The sequence below is a fragment of the Microbacterium commune genome, assembly GCF_014836945.1.
Classification (GTDB): Bacteria; Actinomycetota; Actinomycetes; order Actinomycetales; family Microbacteriaceae; genus Microbacterium; species Microbacterium commune.
The window spans coordinates 431,619-449,801 of sequence record NZ_JACSPX010000003.1; the positions used below are offsets into that span (position 1 = coordinate 431,619).

Below are 18,183 nucleotides of genomic sequence, written 5' to 3' on the forward strand. Positions count from 1 at the left end.
GGGATATCTCCAAGTCGTGAGGATGAGCTCACTGAGCGGCTTCGAAGAGCGCCAGCACGTCATCCACGGCGTCTGTGATGGTCAGGGTGACGACCGGGCGACCGAGACCGGAGAGCACGGCCGCGTCGCCCGCAGCCTGTGCCTCGATCAGCTGCCCGAACGTGAACGGGCGCCCGGGGATCTCCAGATCCACGTCGGTGCGCTCGGTGATCTGCAGGAACACGCCCTGGGCCGGGCCGCCCTTGTGGTACTGGCCCGTCGAATGCAGGAAGCGGGGCCCCCAGCCGAACGTGGTCGGACGTCCGGAGTCGGCGGCCACCATCTCGCGCAGCCCCGAGAGCTGGGGCATGTCGTTGCGGTCGACGTACGCGTGGATCGCCACGTATCCGTCGGTGCCGAGCCGCTCCCACAGGGCGTCGAGCACACCGGCGAGCGTACCCGAGCGCAGCAGCGCGGGGTCCGACGCCCGCACCTCGATGCCGCTCTCGACGAATGCCGCCGTGGTCGCCTCCGGTCGCGCGTCGAGGAGACCGCGTGCGGCCGTCTTCGCGGCCTCGACATCGGGCTGGTCGAACGGATTGATGCCGAGCAGACGGCCGGCGATCGCCGTGGCGTACTCCCAGAGCAGGAACTGCGCGCCGAGCGTGCCGCTGACGAGGATCTCGCCGTGGTGGCGCAGGTGGAACTCGTCGGCGTCGTCGACGAGTCGCACGATCTGCAGATCGGCGGGCGCAGACTCCACCTCGGGGGAGACGGGCAGCAGCACGACGGGGAGGATGCCGGTGCCGGCCTTCCCGGTGGATTCGGCGATGAGCTGCTCGATCCAGTCGGGAAGCCCCTCGATGTGGGTGCCGTCGCTGATGAGCGCGAGCTTGTCGCGGCGGGGCTCCGTGCCCACGATGGCGGCGGCAAGTCGCAGCGCCGGGTTCTCGGTCGAGTCGACGGCGAACTGCAGCATCGATGCCTCCGCCTCGTCGAGCAGCTCGGCGATGTCGGCGCCGGCGAGACCGGCCGGCACCAGGCCGAATGCCGTGAGCGCGGAGTACCGGCCCCCGACGTTCGGGTCGGCGGTGAAGACGCGGTATCCGGCCTCCCGCGCCGATTCCTCCAGCGGGGATCCGGGATCGGTGACGACGACGATGCGCTCGGCCGGGTCGATGCCGAGGTCGCTGAAGGCGGCCTCGAAGGCGCGGCGCTGCGAGTCCGTCTCGATGGTGGACCCGGACTTCGACGACACGACGAGTGCCGTGCGGGCGAGGCCCTCGTCGATCCCGCGCAGCACCTGCGCGGGTGCCGTGCTGTCGAGGATGGTCAGCGGCACGCCCGCGGTGTTCGCGATGACCTCGGGGGCGAGCGACGACCCGCCCATGCCGGCCAGCACGATGCGGTCGATCCCGCGCGCGCGGAGATCGTCGCGCAGTGAGACGATCTCCGCGACGAGCGGACGCGAGTTCGAGACGGCGTCGACCCAGCCGAGGCGAACGGACGCCTCGGCTGAGGCATCCGGACCCCACAGGTCGTTGTCGGCTGCGGTGACACGTGAGGCGACGAGGTCGTCGACCAGCCCCGGCACGAGCTGCTCGACGGTGGCCTGAGCCGCCTGCGACACGTGCACCGAGACGGTCATCGTGCGGCGTCCAGGACCCCTGCGACGCTCTCGAGCAGGCCGTGCCACGAGTCGATGAACTTGGCCACGCCCTCCTCCTCGAGCACGCGGGTGACGTCGTCGAAGTCGACGCCGACGGCCTTCAGGTTCGCCATCACCTCGTGCGACTCGGCGTAGGTCGAGGTGATCGTGTCGCCGGTGACCTCGCCGTGGTCGAAGGTCGCCTCGAGCGTCTTCTCGGGCATCGTGTTCACGACGCCGGGAGCGACGAGCTGGGTGACGTAGAGCGTGTCGGGCAGGTTCGGGTCCTTGACGCCGGTCGACGCCCACAGCGGCCGCTGCAGGTTGGCACCCAGGGCGATGAGATCCTGAGCGCGCTTCTCGGCGAACTTCTTCTCGAACAGCTCGTAGGCGAGGCGGGCGTTGGCGAGCCCCGCCTTGCTCTTCAGGGCCAGCGCCTCCTCGGTGCCGATCTCCTCCAGACGCTTGTCGGTCTCGGTGTCGACGCGAGACACGAAGAACGAGGCGACCGAGTGGATGCTCGACAGGTCGAAGTCGGCGGAGTGCGCGCGCTCGAGGCCCGTCAGGTACGCGTCGATGACCTCTTCGTACCGCTCCAGGCTGAAGATCAGGGTGACGTTCACACTGATGCCGGTGGCGATCGCCTCGGTGATCGCGGGAAGACCGGCCTTGGTGGCGGGGATCTTCACCAGCAGGTTGGGGCGGTCGATCTTCTGCCACAGCTCCTTGGCCGACGCGACCGTGCCCTCGGTGTCGTGCGCGAGGTCGGGGGAGACCTCGATCGAGACGCGTCCGTCGACGTGGTTCGTCGCCTCCCACACCGGGCGGAAGACGTCCAGCGCGTCGGCCACATCCTGGGTGGTGGCGGCGAAGATCGCCTCTTCGGCGGATGCCCCCGCCGCGGCGAGCTCGCGGGTCTGCTCGTCGTAGGAGGTGTCGTTCTTGTCCATCAGCGCGGTGGCGAAGATGGTCGGGTTCGTGGTGACACCGACGACGTTGCGGCTGTCGATCAGCTGCGCGAGGTTGCCGGAGCTGATGCGCGTGCGCGACAGATCATCGAGCCAGATGCTGACGCCGGCCTGCGCGAGGTTCTCGGTGGGGGTGCTCATGTCTCTCGTTCTCCTTCTGCAGCGCTCAGCGCGCTGCGTCGGCGATGGTCTCGCGTGCGGCCGAGACGACCGCCTCGGCGGTGACGCCGAACTTCTCGAACAGGGTCTTGTAGTCGGCCGACGCGCCGAAGTGGTCGATGCCGATCGAGCGACCGCGGTCGCCCACGATGCCGCGCCAGCTGGCGACGGAGCCCGCCTCCACCGAGACGCGCGCGGTGATCGACGCCGGCAGCACCGACTCGCGGTACGCCTCGTCCTGCTCGGCGAACCACTCCAGCGAGGGGGCGGAGACGACGCGCGCGCCAACGCCCTCCGCGGCGAGCGTCTCGCGCGCGGCGACCGCGAGCTGCACCTCGGAGCCGGTGGCGATCAGGATCACGTCCGGCGTGCCGTTGGGCGCCTCGGCGAGCACGTAGGCGCCCTTGGCGGTGTGCGCCGCCGAGGCGAACGTGTCGCCCGAGGCCTCGCCGTCGCCGCGCTCGAAGACGGCGATGTTCTGCCGCGTCAGGGCGATGCCGGCCGGGCCGCCGTGACGGCGGAGCAGCTCGAGCCACGCGGCGGCGGTCTCGTTGGCGTCGGCGGGGCGCACCACGGTGAAGTTCGGGATCAGTCGCAGCGACGCGAGCTGCTCGATCGGCTGGTGCGTAGGGCCGTCCTCGCCGAGGGCCACCGAGTCGTGGGTCCAGACGAAGATGCTCGGCACGTTCATCAGGGCGGCCAGACGCACGGCCGGGCGCATGTAGTCGCTGAAGATGAGGAACGTGCCGCCGAACGCGCGGGTGGGCCCGTGCAGCACGATGCCGTTGATGATCGCGCCCATCGCGTGCTCGCGGATGCCGAAGTGCAGCACCCGTCCGTAGGGGGCGCCCTTCCACTCGTGCGTCGACCACTCCGTCGGGATGAACGACGGGGCGCCCTTGATGGTCGTCAGGTTCGACTCGGCCAGGTCGGCCGAACCACCCCACAGCTCGGGGAGCTGGGCGGCGAGAGCGTTGATGACCTGTCCGGATGCCGCTCGGGTCGAGACGTCCTTGCCGGCTTCGAAGACCGGCAGGGCGTCGGCGATGCCCTCGGGCAGCTCGTGCGCCTCGAGACGGTCGAGCAGCGCCTTGCGCTCGGGGTTCGCCTCGGCCCAGGCGTCGAACGACTTCTGCCACTCGGCACGCGCCTCGGCCGCCCGCTGCGCGAGTTCCCGGGTGTGCGCGATGACGTCGTCGGCGACGACGAAGTGCTGCTCCGGGTCGAACCCGAGCACCTTCTTCGTGGCGGCCAGCTCGTCGGCGCCCAGCGCGGAGCCGTGGATCTTGCCGGTGTTCTGCTTGCCGGGGGAGGGCCAGCCGATGATCGTCTTCAGGATGATCAGCGAGGGCTTGGACTGCTCGCCCTGCGCCGCGGCGATCGCGGCGTGCAGCTCGGCGACGTCCTCGACGTACTCGCCGGTCTTCTTCCAGTCGACGGTCTGCACGTGCCAGCCGTACGCCTCGTAGCGAGCGGCCACGTCCTCGGTGAAGGCGACATCGGTGTCGTCCTCGATCGAGATCTGGTTGGAGTCGTAGATCGCGATGAGGTTGCCCAGCTGCTGGTGGCCGGCGAGCGAGGACGCCTCGCTGGTCACGCCCTCCTGCAGGTCGCCGTCACCGGCGATCACGTAGACGAAGTGGTCGAACGGGCTCGTGCCGGCAGCGGCATCCGGGTCGAACAGCCCGCGCTCGTACCGGGCGGCGTACGCGAAGCCGACAGCTGACGCGAGGCCCTGACCGAGGGGACCGGTGGTGATCTCGACGCCCTTGGTGTGCCCGTACTCAGGGTGCCCAGGGGTCTTCGAACCCCAGGTGCGCAGCGACTCGAGGTCTTCGAGCTCGAGTCCGAAGCCGCCGAGGTACAGCTGCACGTACTGCGTGAGCGAGGAGTGGCCGACCGACAGGATGAAGCGGTCACGGCCGAGCCAGTCGGTGTCGGTGGGGTCGTGACGCATCACGCGCTGGTAGAGGAGGTACGCCGCGGGAGCGAGGCTCATCGCCGTGCCGGGGTGGCCGTTGCCCACCTTCTCGACAGCATCCGCCGCGAGCACCCGGGCGGTGTCCACCGCTCGTCGGTCGATCTCATCCCAGTGCAGTTCTGCCACAGCCATACTCCTTTAGACGCTCGGGGACGCTCCCGCATTCCTGCGCCTTCCGCGTCTTCACGGAGTGGATGTGCACAGCAGCGGGTGCGCGAGTGGGTTTCAGCATAGCGGTGCGCACACGACGGTTCGGCGTGTGTTGCACGCGACGGCACGGCCGCGGCAGACCCCCTTCGGCGCGGGTTCTGAGCGGCGTGCCGAGTCACCCGCCGAAGGCCGGGCTCGACACGCCTGGTGGCATAGAATGGGGGCACATCCGCCATGTATAAGGAGGGGATCGCGATCTCGACGACATCGCAGACCGCCGCGATTCATCACTCGCTCGGTCAGAGGATCCGCGGTTACATCGCCCTCACCAAGCCTCGCGTACTCGAGCTTCTGCTCGTCTCCACCGTTCCGGTGATGTTCCTGGCCGAGGGCGGGATGCCCGATCTCTGGCTCGTCATCGCGACCGTCATCGGCGGTGCGATGAGCGCATCCTCGGCGGCCTCGTTCAACATGTACCTCGATCGCGACATCGACGTGCACATGAAGCGCACCGAGAACCGGCCGCTCGTGACCGGCGAGGTCTCTCCGCGCGGTGCCCTGGTCTTCTCGTGGGTGCTGGCCGTGGCATCCACCGTCTGGCTGCTGCTCACGACCAACTGGCTCGCCGCGACGCTCTCGGTGATCGCCATCTTCTTTTACGTCGTGATCTACACGATGATCCTCAAGCGCCGCACCGAGCAGAACATCGTCTGGGGCGGCATCGCGGGATGCTTCCCCGTGCTGATCGGCTGGAGCGCCGTCACCGGCTCGCTCGACTGGCCGCCGCTGGTTCTCTTCGTGCTCGTCTTCCTCTGGACGCCGCCGCACTACTGGCCGCTGTCGATGAAGTACAAGGACGACTACGACGACGTCGACGTGCCGATGCTCGGCGTCACCCGGTCGGCCTCGCAGGTGGGTCTGCAGGTCATTCTGTACGCGTGGGCGACCGTCGCGTGCTCGCTGCTGCTCGTGCCCGTCGCGCACATGGGACTCGTCTACACCGTCTCGGCCCTCGTCTTCGGCGGCTGGTTCATCTACGAGTCGCACCGCCTGTACAACCGGGCCGTGCACGGCGACGAGGCGCGGCCGATGCGGGTGTTCCACGCGTCGATCACCTACCTGACCCTGATCTTCGTCGCCGTCGCGGTCGACCCGCTGCTGCCGTTCTGATCCTCCGATCGACATCACGAACAGGCCCCCGCCGGATCCATCCGGCGGGGGCCTGTTCGTGGCGGCGAGTCTGGTCAGGCCGCGGGCTTCTTCAGTCTGGTGATGACCACGGTGTACGTCGCGGCAGACAGCGCGGCGAGCACCATGTGGATGCCGACCAGCACCGGGGGCAGACCGGTGCGCGCCTGCAGCACGCCGACGCCGACCTGCACGAGGATCGCGACGACGAGCACGAGCATCCACCGGCGCGGCGGCAGCTTCAGCACCCATGCCGACACGGCCAGGATCAGCACGAGGACTGCCAGCACGTAGCCCGGCCAGGCGTGCACGTGGGCGAGGATGCTGGCGTCGAAGCCCTGCCGCTGGATGTCGATGTCGCCGGAGTGGGGGCCTGAGCCCGTGGTCAGCACGCCGAAGACGATCGTGAGAGCCAGCGCGACACCGGTGAGATGCGCCGTGATCGAGAACCAGGCCGGAACGGCCGGGATGCGCCTGCCCGGCTGCGCGCGCAGGCGCACGAGGAACAGGGCCGTGACGCACACGAGAAGCAGGGACACCGTGTAGTGGAAGCCGACGAGGAACGGGTTGAGGCTGCTGATCACCGCGAAGCCGCCGACGACCGCCTGCGCCATCACGCCCACCAGCACCACCCACGCCAGGACGGCGAGGTCGCGCCGCTCGGTCGTCTGCCGGAGCGAGTCGACGGCTCCCACCAGCACCGCGAGGAGCAGCACGGCGGACATGAGCGCCGCATCCGGAAGACCCAGCGCGGACGCCGCGATGTACACCGCGACCCCTGCGGCGATGCCGCCGAGCGCGAACCAGACGGCGCGCAGCACCAGTCGGCGTCCGCTGATGACGTGCAGCGTGAGCATGAGCACGGCGAGCGCGAGCAGACCCACGACGCCGGTCATCACCCGATTGCCGAACTCGATCGCCCCGTGCACGCCCTGCACCTCGAGGATCGGCACGAGCGACTCCGGCGTGCACAGCGGCCACTCCGTGCAGCCCAGGCCGGAGCCGGTCAGCCGCACGGCGCCGCCGGTGCCGATGATCAGCACCTCGGCGGCGAACGACAGCCACGCGAAGACGCGCAGCCGTCGGCCGATCGTCGTCGGCAGCCAGCTCAGGGTGTCGCCGGGCGTGCGCCTGCGCGGGAGGGTATCCGTAGCGGCGTTGTGGTTCATGGTGCCTCCGGTTCGCGGAATCGACAGGCGGGCGCGGCCCGCTCGCGAGGCGGAACCTGTAGAATCGGGATTGTGATGAGGGGCGCACACAGCGCGGATTCCCTCACCGACAGTTTAGGCGCGAGTCTCGCGCCGAAGATGAGGGCCTATGAGCGGCATCCTTTTCCCGAAGACTCGACGGGGAACCGGTGTGCCGGGGCGGATGACACCGTCTGGGCCGTGTTGAGGAGAGTGTGTCATGTCGGATGTCCTGATCGACCGCCCGGAACTGGATGGGCTGGGGGTGTACGAGTTCGGCTGGCACGACGCCGATGCCGCCGGAGCCAGCGCGCGCCGCGGTCTCTCCGAGGACGTCGTGCGCGACATCTCCGCTCTCAAGAACGAGCCGGAGTGGATGCTGAAGACCCGCCTCAAGGGGCTGTCGCTGTTCGACCGCAAGCCGATGCCCACCTGGGGTGCGGATCTCAGCGACATCGACTTCGACAACATCAAGTACTTCGTCCGCTCCACCGAGAAGCAGGCGCAGAGCTGGGAAGACCTTCCCGACGACATCAAGAACACCTACGAGCGTCTCGGCATCCCCGAGGCCGAGCGTCAGCGTCTCGTCGCCGGCGTCGCCGCGCAGTACGAGTCCGAGGTCGTCTACCACCAGATCCGTGAGGACCTCGAGGCCCAGGGCGTCATCTTCATGGACACTGACACGGCGCTGCGCGAGCACCCCGAGTTCTTCGAGGAGTACTTCGGCACCGTGATCCCGACCGGCGACAACAAGTTCGCCGCGCTCAACACGGCGGTGTGGTCGGGCGGCTCGTTCGTGTACGTGCCCAAGGGCGTTCACGTCGAGATCCCGCTGCAGGCGTACTTCCGCATCAACACCGAGAACATGGGTCAGTTCGAGCGGACCCTGATCATCGCCGACGAGGACAGCTACGTCCACTACATCGAGGGCTGCACCGCCCCGATCTACAAGTCGGACTCGCTGCACTCGGCCGTCGTCGAGATCATCGTGAAGAAGAACGCCCGCGTGCGCTACACGACGATCCAGAACTGGTCGAACAACGTCTACAACCTCGTCACCAAGCGCGCGGTCGCCCACGAGGGCGCGACGATGGAGTGGGTCGACGGCAACATCGGCTCCAAGGTGACGATGAAGTACCCCTCCATCTACCTGATGGGCGAGCACGCCAAGGGCGAGACCCTGTCGGTCGCCTTCGCCGGTCCCGGTCAGCACCAGGACGCGGGCGCGAAGATGGTGCACATGGCGCCGTACACGCAGTCGTCGATCGTGTCGAAGTCGATCGCCCGCGGCGGCGGCCGCGCCGGGTACCGCGGCGAGGTCCGCGTGGACGCCGCTGCGCACCACTCCGCCAACTCGGTGGTCTGCGACGCGCTTCTCGTCGACACGCAGTCGCGCTCCGACACGTACCCGGCGATCGACATCCGCGTCGACGATGTCCAGCTCGGTCATGAGGCCACGGTCTCGAAGGTCAGCGAGGAGCAGCTCTTCTACCTGCAGTCCCGCGGCATCGAGGAGACCGAGGCGATGGCGATGATCGTGCGCGGGTTCATCGAGCCCATCGCACGCGAGCTGCCCATGGAGTACGCGATGGAACTGAACAAGCTCATCGAGATGGGCATGGAAGGATCGGTCGGCTGATGACGGCCCCCACCCAGGCGCCCGAGCTGGCGCCGCAGACGAACGCGCACATCGACCCTGCCGCGCAGGTCGCGAGCGCCGGCTTCGTGCCGGTGCAGACCCGCTCCGAGCGTCCGAGGTCGTTCGACCCGGACGACTTCGGCGTTCCGACCGGCCGTGAGGTCAACTGGAAGCACACCCCCGTCGCGCAGATGAAGACGCTGTTCGACACCGCAGCCGCGAGCGACGCGGTCACCTACACCTTCAGCCACGAGCAGTACGTCAGCGCGCCGCTCGCGCACGGCGCCTCGCCGCGGGGCGAGTTCTTCGTCCCGGAGGACGTCGTCTCGGCCGTGGCATGGCAGGGTGCGGCCGAGGCGCTGCACCTCAGCATCCCGGCCGATGAGGAGGTCGCAGAGCCGATCGTCGTGACGATCGACGGCAGCGGCGGCCGCGCTGACGCGCACCTCGTGATCGAGGCCGGACGCCACAGCGTCGCCACCGTCGTGCTGCAGCACGGCGGTACGGCGGAGTACGCGCAGAACGTCGAGATCATCGTGCGCGACGGCGCGAAGCTCAAGGTCGTGACCGTGCAGCGCTGGGAGGACGACGCGGTGCACGCGGCCGCCCACCAGGCGCGCGTCGACCGCGACGCCGAGCTCACGCACATCGTGGTCAGCCTCGGCGGCGGCGTCGTGCGTGTGAACCCGAACGTCGAGCTCGCGGGCACCGGGTCGCACGGCTACCTGTACGGGCTGTCGTTCGCCGACTCCGGCCAGCACCTGGAGAGCCAGGTCTACCTGCACCACAAGGGTGCGCACACCACGGGCGATGTGCTGTACAAGGGCGCGCTGCACGGTCAGAGCGCGCACAGCGTCTGGATCGGCGACGTGCTGATCGGACCGGACGCGACCGGCACCGACTCGTACGAGGCGAACCGCAACCTCGTACTCACCGAGGGCGCCCGCGCCGACTCGATCCCGAACCTCGAGATCCAGACCGGCGACATCGCCGGGGCGGGACACGCGAGTGCGACGGGTCGCTTCGACGACGAGCAGCTGTTCTACCTGCAGGCGCGAGGCATCTCCGAGGAGGAGGCGCGCCGCCTGGTCGTGTTCGGCTTCCTCACCGAGGTCGTGCAGCGCATCGGCATCCCGACGCTGCAGGACGAGCTGACCGCCGCGCTCGAGGCCGAGCTCGAGGCGGTGACCCGATGAGCGCACAGCGCGCCTGCAGTGTCAGCGAGCTGGAGCAGGACACGCCGCTGCGCGTCGAGCTCGACGGCATCGCGATCTCGATCGTTAAGGACAGCGACGACGAGATCCACGCGATCGGCGACCGCTGCACGCACGGCGACATCTCGCTCTCCGAGGGGTTCGTGGAAGGCAAGACGCTGGAGTGCTGGGCCCACGGCTCGGCGTTCTCGCTCGAGACCGGCCACCCCCTCAACCTCCCCGCTTACGAGCCCGTCCCGGTGTTCGTCGTCGAGATCGACGGTGACGACGTGCTCATCGACCCCACTGTCACTAAGGAAGTCTGAATGTCTGTTCTCGAGATCCGCGACCTGCACGTAACGGTCGAGACCGACCAGGGCGAGACGCCGATCCTCAACGGGATCGACCTCACCATCAAGACCGGTGAGACGCACGCCATCATGGGCCCCAACGGCTCGGGCAAGTCGACGCTCGCCTACACGATCGCCGGCCACCCCAAGTACACCGTCACGCAGGGCACCATCACCTTCGACGGTGCGGACGTGCTCGAGATGAGCGTCGATGAGCGCGCCCGCGCCGGCCTCTTCCTCGCGATGCAGTACCCGGTCGAGATCCCCGGTGTCACGGTCACGAACTTCCTGCGCACCGCCAAGACCGCGATCGACGGCGAGGCGCCCTCGATCCGGCAGTGGACGAAGGACGTCAAGGCGGCCATGTCGAACCTGCGCATGGACCCCAAGTTCGCCCAGCGAAACGTCAACGAGGGCTTCTCGGGTGGCGAGAAGAAGCGTCACGAGATCATGCAGCTCGAGGTGCTCAAGCCGAAGCTGGCCGTTCTCGACGAGACCGACTCCGGTCTCGACGTCGACGCGCTGAAGATCGTCTCCGAGGGCGTCAACCGCGCCAAGGAGGCCACGAACCTCGGTGTGCTGCTGATCACCCACTACACCCGCATCCTGCGCTACATCCGCCCCGACTACGTGCACGTCGTCGTCAAGGGACGGATCGTCGAGGAGGGCGGACCCGAGCTCGCCGACCGGCTCGAGGCGGAGGGCTACGACCGCTTCCTCGACCCCGCCGAGCCGATCGAAGCGTAGGCTGGGAGCATGACCGCGACGCTCAGCCCCGAGAAGTTCGACGAGGTCACCGAGGCTCTCAAGGACGTGATGGATCCCGAGCTCGGGATCAACGTCGTCGATCTCGGCCTCATCTACGATCTCTCGTGGGACGACGAGAACGACGCACTCGTGATCCACATGACGCTGACCAGCGCCGGATGCCCGCTCACCGACGTTCTCGAGGAGCAGACCGCCCAGGCGCTGGACTCGGTCGTCGAGCAGTTCCGGATCAACTGGGTGTGGATGCCGCCGTGGGGCCCGGAGCGGATCACGGACGACGGGCGCGACATGATGCGCGCCCTCGGGTTCGCGATCTGAGCTGACGGGCGTCGGCGACTGGGTCGAGGTCGACAAGATCTGCCGACCCACGCTGTAGGTGTCGGCGTGCGCCGCCTGGGATCTTCTCAATACTGTGGGAATCGACAACGTGACAGCCGCTTCGGTGCACGTAACCCACGACCTCGGAGGATCCATGGCTCCCGACCGCCGTCCGCTCAGCGCTGATCTGGCGCGCATCGCCGTCTTCGCCGCACTGGTGATCGTGCTCGGCACGGTGATGGTGCCGCTGCCGAGCGGTGTTCCGATCACCGGTCAGACGCTCGGCGTCATGCTCGCCGGACTCGTGCTCGGCGCGCGCCGTGCGCCGCTGTCGGTGCTGCTCATGCTCGCACTCGCGGCGATCGGACTCCCGGTGCTGGCCGGGGGACGCGGTGGGCTCGGAGCCTTCGTCGGGCCGACCGCCGGATACATGGCGGGCTGGGTCGTCGGGGCGGTCGTGATCGGCCTGATCGCGCACAGTGGGCGCTTCACCTGGTGGCGTGCGGCCACCGGATCCCTCGTCGGCGGCATCATCGTCGTCTACCTCTTCGGGATCCCGGTGCAGGCCGCTGTCACCGGCGTGCCGCTCGACCTGACGGCGCTGTCGACCGTCGCCTTCCTTCCCGGCGACCTGATCAAGGCGACGCTGGCGACCGTGCTCGCGGTCGCGCTCCACCGGGCGTACCCCCGGGCCTTCCCGGCGGGAGTCGCCGCGCCTGCGCGAGCTGTCGGCGCCACTCCCGTCCCCGCGCGGTGACGACCGCTCACATCGCCTTCGAGGACGTGTCCTACGTCGTCGACGATGCTCCGATCCTGCGTGGCGTCACGACCCGATTGACCGCGTCACGCACGGCGGTGATCGGCGCCAACGGCTCGGGGAAGTCGACGTTCGCCCGCATGATCAACGGGCTGCGTCAGCCGACCTCCGGCTCCGTCCGCGTGCTGGGACTCGACCCGGCGGCCGATGCCGCGAGGGTGCGCTCGCGGGTGGGGTTCGTGTTCACCAACCCCGAGGCTCAGATCCTCATGCCGACACCAGCCGAGGATCTCGCGCTCTCTCTCGGCTCCCTGCCGCGAGCGATGCGCACGCTGCGCGTCGCGCGGATCCTCGAGCAGTACGGGCTGGCCGGGCGGGGCGATCAGCCCGTCTCCGAGCTCTCGGGCGGCCAGCGACAGCTGCTGGCGCTGGCTGCGGTGCTGTGCACCGATCCCCGGCTGGTCGTCGCGGATGAGCCGACCACGCTGCTCGATCTGCGCAACGCCCGCCGGATCGCCGACCTGCTGCTCACGCTGCCGGTGCCGGTCGTGATCGTCACACACGACCTGGAGCTGGCGGGGCGCTGCGACGCGGCGGTGCTCTTCGACGGTGGGCGCGTGGTCGAGATGGGGGAGCCGCCAGCCGTGATCGAGACGTATCGGCGGATCAGCGCGTGATCTCCCTGTATCGGGCCGGCGACAGCATCCTGCACCGGATCCCCGCCGGGTGGAAGCTTCTCGCGCTGGCGATCTGCGCGCTGGCCATCTCGATTACGCGTCTGCCCACGACCGGGACCATCGTGCTGCTCGGTGCGGCCACGACCGTGCTGCTCTCGACCGGCGCTGGCCTGCGGGGGACAGCTCTGGCCTGGTGGCGGCTGCGCTGGCTGATCGTCGTGCTGGGCGGCGCACTGGTCGTCTTCGTCGACGTCACCGCCGCGGTGCAGAGCACCGGCAGGGTGGTGGCCATGCTCCTGCTGGCGGAGGCGGTGACGAGGACCACTAGGACGGGCGACCCGCTCGACGTGCTGCGCCGGCTGTTCCGTCCGCTGCGCGTGTTCGGCGTGGATCCCGAGACCCCGGCTCTCGCCGTCTCGCTGACGATCACGATGGTGCCCGTGCTCGCCGGCCTCCTCGAGCAGGTGCGCGACGCGCAGCGCGCGAGGGGAGTGCGGCTCGGTGTGCGGGCCGCCGTGCCCCTGCTCGTGCTCGCGATGAAGCACGCCGACGACGTGGGCGATGCGCTCACCGCGCGAGGGCTCGCCCGCTGACCTCACGGGCCGGCCGTGGGGCGGGGGCGCGGGCGTCCTCCCATCCTGAAAGGCCCCGCATCGCCCGCGAACTATACTGGGAGGCTGGCCCCTCGGCCGCTCTCCCCTCTACGAACGGATACCGCTGTGCTCGCCGTGCATGACCTCGAGATCCGCGTCGGAGCACGTGTGCTCATGTCGGACGTCTCGTTCCGGGTCGCCGCCGGCGACAAGATCGGCCTCGTCGGCCGCAACGGCGCCGGCAAGACCACCCTGACGAAGGTGCTCGCCGGCGATGTGCTGGCCTCCGAGGGCAAGGTCACACGATCGGGCGAGATCGGGTACCTCCCGCAGGATCCGCGCATCGGCGACCCTGAGATGCTCGCCAGGACCCGCATCCTCGATGCGCGCGGTCTCGGCACCATCCAGCTCGGCATCGCCACGGCCTCGCACGACATGGCATCGGATGATCCGAAGCTCGCCGAGCGCGCCATGCGCAAGTTCGCCAACCTCACCGAGCGGTTCGAGGCGCTCGGAGGCTATGCGGCCGAGGCCGAGGCGGCGTCCATCGCCAACAACCTCTCGCTGCCCGATCGCATCCTCGATCAGCCGCTGAGCACCCTCTCCGGCGGCCAGCGTCGAAGGATCGAGCTCGCCCGCATCCTGTTCTCCGACGCCGACACGATGATCCTCGACGAGCCCACCAACCACCTCGACGCCGACAGCGTGGTGTGGCTGCGCGAGTTCCTGAAGAACTACAAGGGCGGGCTCATCGTGATCAGCCACGATGTCGAGCTCGTCGGCGAGACGGTCAACCGCGTGTTCTACCTCGACGCGAACCGCCAGGTCATCGACATGTACAACATGAACTGGAAGAACTACCTGCGCCAGCGGGTGGCGGATGAGGAGCGCCGCAAGAAGGAGCGCGCCAACGCCGAGAAGAAGGCCACCCAGCTGCAGCTGCAGGCCGCGCGGTTCGGCGCCAAGGCGTCGAAGGCCGCCGCGGCGCACCAGATGGTCGCGCGCGCCGAGAAGCTGCTGTCGGGCCTCGACGAGGTGCGTCAGGTCGACCGGGTCGCGAAGCTGCGCTTCCCCAAGCCCGCGCCGTGCGGGAAGACGCCGCTGATGGCATCCGGGCTGTCGAAGTCGTACGGCTCGCTCGAGATCTTCACCGACGTCGATCTCGCTATCGACCGCGGCTCGAAGGTCGTCGTGCTGGGGCTGAACGGTGCGGGCAAGACCACGCTGCTGCGTCTGCTCGCCGGCGTCGACCAGCCCGACACGGGTCAGCTCGAACCAGGCCACGGCTTGAAGATCGGCTACTACGCGCAGGAGCACGAGAACCTCGACGTGAAGCGGACGGTGCTGGAGAACATGATCTCCGCGGCCCCGGATCTGAACGAGACCGAGGCGCGCAAGGTGCTCGGATCCTTCCTCTTCACCGGTGACGACGTGCACAAGCCCGCCGGTGTGCTCTCGGGCGGCGAGAAGACCCGTCTGTCGCTCGCGACGCTGGTCGTGTCGGCGGCGAACATGCTGCTGCTCGACGAGCCGACGAACAACCTCGACCCCGCTTCCCGCGAGGAGATCCTGGGCGCGCTCGCGCACTACGAGGGAGCGGTCGTGCTCGTCTCGCACGACCCCGGTGCGGTGGCGTCGCTCAATCCCGAGCGCGTGCTGATCCTGCCTGACGGCGTCGAGGACATCTGGAGCAAGGAGTACCAGGACCTCATCGAGCTCGCCTGAGGCGCTCGCCTGAGCCCCCGACGGCCGCAGGTCAGCGTGTCGCGGAGTCGAGCAGTGCGTCCTCGTCGTCGGCATCCCGGTCGCGGCGACGCGGCTGGCGGGTCGGCAGCTCTCCGGCATCCTCCTTCGCCTTCACGATCTCGATGCGGATGACGTAGCCGATGAAGGCGAAGCCCATCACCGCGAACAGGATCCACTGGATCGCGTACGACAGATGCGGGCCGGGGTCGTCGGTGGGGGAGGTGAACCCGCCCAGAGCGGATGCCGCGGCCGGATCCTCGGAGACGAGCTGTCCGTAGGCGCTCGTCACGAGCGCCGGATTCACCCGCTCGGCGATCGTGGGGAGATGGATCGTGGGCACCTGCCCAGCCGGCGCACTGCGACCCGACGAGGGCAGGCGCTCGCCCGGACGCAGCCGCACCACCACGGTGCTCTCGCCCGCGGGGGGCGCGGGAACCGTCTTCGGAACGGCGTCCTCGCCCGACGAGATCCAGCCGCGGTCGACCAGCAGCACCAGGCCGCTCTCATCCCGGAAGGGCACCAGCACCTCGAACGCGCTCGTGCCGCCGTGCGGACGGTTGCGCACGAGAAGCTGCTGGTCGGCGAGGTACTCCCCGCGCAGCAGCACCGGATGCCACTCGTCGGCCGGCGCGAGCGCTGCGTCGTCACCGAGCAGCTCGGCGACGGGCACCGGCTCCGCGTCGTAGTTGCGCTCGACCAGCGCGATCTGCTCCGCACGCGCCTCGTTGCGGTCGAACTGCCACTGCGACAGGAAGGCGCATGCGATCGCGAAGCCGATCGCGACGAGCAGGTATATGCCCCAGCGCATCAGACGGCTCACGCGGGCATCCCCTCGTGCACGGTGACGGGGAAGTCCCTCGCCCGGAGATAGTCGCTCAGGAACCCCACGTGCGCGTCGCAGGCGAGCCAGATCTTGCGTCGGTCCTCGGCGTGGATGCGCGGGTTGCGCCAGACGATGTGGTGGGTGGCGCGTTCTCGGCATTCCGCCCGCGCGCACTCGAGCTCGGCTGTCATCGCTCGCCGGCCTCGCGGTCGCCCGGTCTCTCGATGATGGTGATGACGTCCGGATCCGCGCCGGTGGGTGCGGGGGCGGAGGCGCGTGGCGCTTCGAGCTGCGTGACCGGCGACTCGACGGTGCTGGAGGTGCTGTCGCTGCCCGCGTTCGCGTAGACGACGGCGATGTACGGGAGGAAGATCGCGGCGACGGCGAACGCCCACGTCCACCACCCGAGCGGCTGCACGAGCATCATGAGCAGGAAGCAGACCGTGCGGATGATCATCGTCAGCGCGTACCGGCGCACGCGGTGGTCCGCCTCGGCCTGCGGCGACTGCGGCAGGGAGGTGACAGCGGGGGCGCGGCGCTTCTCTTTCACGGTGCTTCCAGCCTACGCCGCGCGCGGCATGCCGGACGCCGCTCGGCGGGCCGCGCGCGGCAGGACGTGATCGGTAGGATGGCGTGCGATCCGATCCCCAGTCAGGAGCCCTACATGAGCGCTGAGCGCGTCGTCCTCGTCACCGGCGGAAACCGCGGCATCGGCCGTGCCATCGCCGAACGCTTCGTCCGCGACGGATACCGCGTCGCGGTCACGGCACGCAGCGGCGAGGGCCCCGAGGGCACTCTGACCGTGCGTGCCGACGTCACCGACGCCGCCGACATCGACGCGGCGTTCACCGAGGTCGAGCAGCAGCTCGGACCGGTCGAGATCGTCGTCGCCAACGCCGGGATCACCAAGGACACCCTTCTGATGCGCATGAGCGAGGACGACTTCGACAGCGTCGTCGCGACCAACCTCGGCGGCACCTTCCGGGTCGTCAAGCGCGCGTCGAAGGGCATGCTGCGCGCGCGCTTCGGACGCGTCATCCTGATCTCCAGTGTCGTCGGCCTGTACGGCTCGGCAGGGCAGGTCAACTACTCGGCGTCCAAGAGCGCGCTGGTCGGCTTCGCCCGCTCGCTCACCCGCGAGCTGGGCGGTCGCGGCATCACCGCGAACGTGGTCGCACCGGGGTTCATCGAAACCGACATGACGGCGGAGCTGCCCGAGGACACGCAGAAGCAGTACAAGGCGAGCATCCCCGCGGGCCGTTTCGCGACGCCGGACGAGGTGGCCGGTGCGGTCGTGTGGCTCGCGGGCGACGACGCGGCCTACATCTCGGGAGCCGTCATCCCGGTCGACGGCGGGCTCGGCATGGGGCACTGAGCCCGGCCGGCGCGGACCGGGACAGGCGGCACCTCAGGGCAGCAGCGGGATGATCTCGGACAGATCCTGCGGTCCGACGACGAGCGACGCCGCCGCGCGCACGGCGGGCTTGGCGTTGAACGCGATCCCGAGCCCTGCCACGGCCATCATCGTGAGATCGTTCGCGCCGTCCCCGATCGCGATCGTCGCGTGCGGTGCGACGCCCAGTTCAGCGGCCCAGCTCTGCAGCGACGCCGCCTTCGCGTCGGCGTCGACGATCTCCCCGTCGACGGCGCCGGCGAGCACGTCGCCCTCGAGCAGAAGCCGGTTCGCCCGCCAGCGATCGACGCCCAGACCCGGTGCGATGTGGTCGAGGATCTCGTGGAACCCGCCGGAGACCACGCCGACGACACCGCCGCGCTCATGCACCGCCGCGGTCAGCTCGTGCACGCCCTGCGTGGGCTCGATCCGGGCGCGCACGCGCTCGAAGGCGGCGGTGGGCACGCCGCGCAGCGCGTCGACGCGTGAACGCAGGCTCGTCGCGAAGTCCACCTCACCGCGCATCGCCGCCTCGGTGGCCGCCTGCACCTCGGCGCGGCGACCCGCCTCGTCGGCGAGGAGTTCGATCACCTCATTGCGGATGAGGGTGGAATCGGCATCGAGGACGACGAGGAATCGCGCAGCGGTCACCCGTCGAGCGTAGCG

19 protein-coding genes are annotated in these 18,183 nt (G+C 69.3%); 11 read left to right on the forward strand and 8 right to left on the reverse strand.

The window, feature by feature from the left end; all coding sequences use genetic code 11:
- Nucleotides 1-28: 28 nt before the first annotated feature.
- The 3 genes from H9633_RS12240 to tkt are packed head-to-tail and all read right to left on the reverse strand — an operon-like array spanning nucleotide 29 to nucleotide 4,861.
- A complete protein-coding gene (locus H9633_RS12240; protein ID WP_191713336.1) occupies nucleotides 29-1,627 on the reverse strand; it encodes a glucose-6-phosphate isomerase in 1,599 nt (532 codons plus the stop codon).
- Nucleotides 1,624-2,736, reverse strand: coding sequence for a transaldolase (gene tal / locus H9633_RS12245; protein ID WP_071643392.1), 1,113 nt, complete (start codon nucleotides 2,734-2,736; stop codon nucleotides 1,624-1,626). Before tal ends, H9633_RS12240 begins: the two co-directional genes overlap by 4 nt.
- 25 nt (nucleotides 2,737-2,761) lie before the next feature.
- The gene (gene tkt, locus H9633_RS12250) at nucleotides 2,762-4,861 is read right to left on the reverse strand and encodes a transketolase (protein ID WP_191713337.1); all 2,100 of its coding nucleotides are present in this window, start codon (nucleotides 4,859-4,861) and stop codon (nucleotides 2,762-2,764) included.
- A gap of 258 nt (nucleotides 4,862-5,119) precedes the next feature.
- Here tkt and H9633_RS12255 point away from each other — a divergent pair, with 258 nt between their 5' ends.
- The gene (locus H9633_RS12255; protein ID WP_071643396.1) at nucleotides 5,120-6,055 is read left to right on the forward strand and encodes a heme o synthase; all 936 of its coding nucleotides are present in this window, start codon (nucleotides 5,120-5,122) and stop codon (nucleotides 6,053-6,055) included.
- 74 nt (nucleotides 6,056-6,129) lie between these two features.
- Here the strand turns inward: H9633_RS12255 and H9633_RS12260 are convergent, their stop codons facing one another.
- A complete protein-coding gene (locus H9633_RS12260) occupies nucleotides 6,130-7,242 on the reverse strand; it encodes a COX15/CtaA family protein (RefSeq protein WP_191713338.1) in 1,113 nt (370 codons plus the stop codon).
- Between the two features lie 238 nt (nucleotides 7,243-7,480).
- Here H9633_RS12260 and sufB point away from each other — a divergent pair, with 238 nt between their 5' ends.
- The 9 genes from sufB (at nucleotide 7,481) to H9633_RS12305 (ending at nucleotide 15,280) form a co-directional block, all read left to right on the forward strand.
- The gene (gene sufB / locus H9633_RS12265; RefSeq protein WP_071643400.1) at nucleotides 7,481-8,899 is read left to right on the forward strand and encodes a Fe-S cluster assembly protein SufB; all 1,419 of its coding nucleotides are present in this window, start codon (nucleotides 7,481-7,483) and stop codon (nucleotides 8,897-8,899) included.
- On the forward strand, nucleotides 8,899-10,095 hold the full coding sequence (sufD, locus tag H9633_RS12270; RefSeq protein ID WP_191713339.1) for a Fe-S cluster assembly protein SufD: 1,197 nt from the start codon (nucleotides 8,899-8,901) through the stop codon (nucleotides 10,093-10,095). Before sufB ends, sufD begins: the two co-directional genes overlap by 1 nt.
- Complete coding sequence (locus H9633_RS12275; RefSeq protein ID WP_071643402.1) at nucleotides 10,092-10,418, forward strand: non-heme iron oxygenase ferredoxin subunit; 327 nt, start codon at nucleotides 10,092-10,094, stop codon at nucleotides 10,416-10,418. The genes sufD and H9633_RS12275 overlap by 4 nt, the downstream gene beginning before the upstream one ends.
- Nucleotides 10,419-11,189: a Fe-S cluster assembly ATPase SufC gene (gene sufC / locus H9633_RS12280; RefSeq protein WP_191713340.1), complete on the forward strand. Its 771-nt coding sequence runs from the start codon at nucleotides 10,419-10,421 to the stop codon at nucleotides 11,187-11,189.
- 9 nt (nucleotides 11,190-11,198) lie between these two features.
- Nucleotides 11,199-11,528 (forward strand): metal-sulfur cluster assembly factor, encoded by a 330-nt coding sequence (locus tag H9633_RS12285; RefSeq protein ID WP_191713341.1) that lies wholly within the window; start codon nucleotides 11,199-11,201, stop codon nucleotides 11,526-11,528.
- Between the two features lie 154 nt (nucleotides 11,529-11,682).
- Nucleotides 11,683-12,285, forward strand: a complete 603-nt coding sequence (locus H9633_RS12290) for a biotin transporter BioY (protein ID WP_191713342.1) — start codon at nucleotides 11,683-11,685, stop codon at nucleotides 12,283-12,285.
- On the forward strand, nucleotides 12,282-12,962 hold the full coding sequence (locus H9633_RS12295) for an energy-coupling factor ABC transporter ATP-binding protein (RefSeq protein ID WP_318247278.1): 681 nt from the start codon (nucleotides 12,282-12,284) through the stop codon (nucleotides 12,960-12,962). The genes H9633_RS12290 and H9633_RS12295 overlap by 4 nt, the downstream gene beginning before the upstream one ends.
- A complete protein-coding gene (locus H9633_RS12300; protein ID WP_191713343.1) occupies nucleotides 12,959-13,555 on the forward strand; it encodes a CbiQ family ECF transporter T component in 597 nt (198 codons plus the stop codon). The genes H9633_RS12295 and H9633_RS12300 overlap by 4 nt, the downstream gene beginning before the upstream one ends.
- Before the next feature lie 126 nt (nucleotides 13,556-13,681).
- Nucleotides 13,682-15,280: an ABC-F family ATP-binding cassette domain-containing protein gene (locus H9633_RS12305; RefSeq protein WP_191713344.1), complete on the forward strand. Its 1,599-nt coding sequence runs from the start codon at nucleotides 13,682-13,684 to the stop codon at nucleotides 15,278-15,280.
- Nucleotides 15,281-15,311: 31 nt separating this feature from the next.
- Here H9633_RS12305 and H9633_RS12310 read toward each other — a convergent pair whose 3' ends face one another.
- The 3 genes from H9633_RS12310 to H9633_RS12320 are packed head-to-tail and all read right to left on the reverse strand — an operon-like array spanning nucleotide 15,312 to nucleotide 16,674.
- Nucleotides 15,312-16,109, reverse strand: a complete 798-nt coding sequence (locus H9633_RS12310; RefSeq protein ID WP_071643490.1) for an SURF1 family cytochrome oxidase biogenesis protein — start codon at nucleotides 16,107-16,109, stop codon at nucleotides 15,312-15,314.
- Between the two features lie 8 nt (nucleotides 16,110-16,117).
- Nucleotides 16,118-16,315, reverse strand: coding sequence for a hypothetical protein (locus H9633_RS12315; RefSeq protein ID WP_071643429.1), 198 nt, complete (start codon nucleotides 16,313-16,315; stop codon nucleotides 16,118-16,120).
- Entirely contained in the window at nucleotides 16,312-16,674 is a 363-nt protein-coding gene (locus tag H9633_RS12320) for a DUF3099 domain-containing protein (RefSeq protein WP_191713345.1), read from the reverse strand. Before H9633_RS12320 ends, H9633_RS12315 begins: the two co-directional genes overlap by 4 nt.
- A 114-nt stretch (nucleotides 16,675-16,788) precedes the next feature.
- Here H9633_RS12320 and H9633_RS12325 point away from each other — a divergent pair, with 114 nt between their 5' ends.
- Entirely contained in the window at nucleotides 16,789-17,499 is a 711-nt protein-coding gene (locus tag H9633_RS12325; protein WP_191713346.1) for a beta-ketoacyl-ACP reductase, read from the forward strand.
- A gap of 33 nt (nucleotides 17,500-17,532) precedes the next feature.
- Here H9633_RS12325 and serB read toward each other — a convergent pair whose 3' ends face one another.
- Nucleotides 17,533-18,168, reverse strand: a complete 636-nt coding sequence (gene serB / locus H9633_RS12330; RefSeq protein ID WP_191713347.1) for a phosphoserine phosphatase SerB — start codon at nucleotides 18,166-18,168, stop codon at nucleotides 17,533-17,535.
- Between the last annotated feature and the right edge of the window lie 15 nt (nucleotides 18,169-18,183).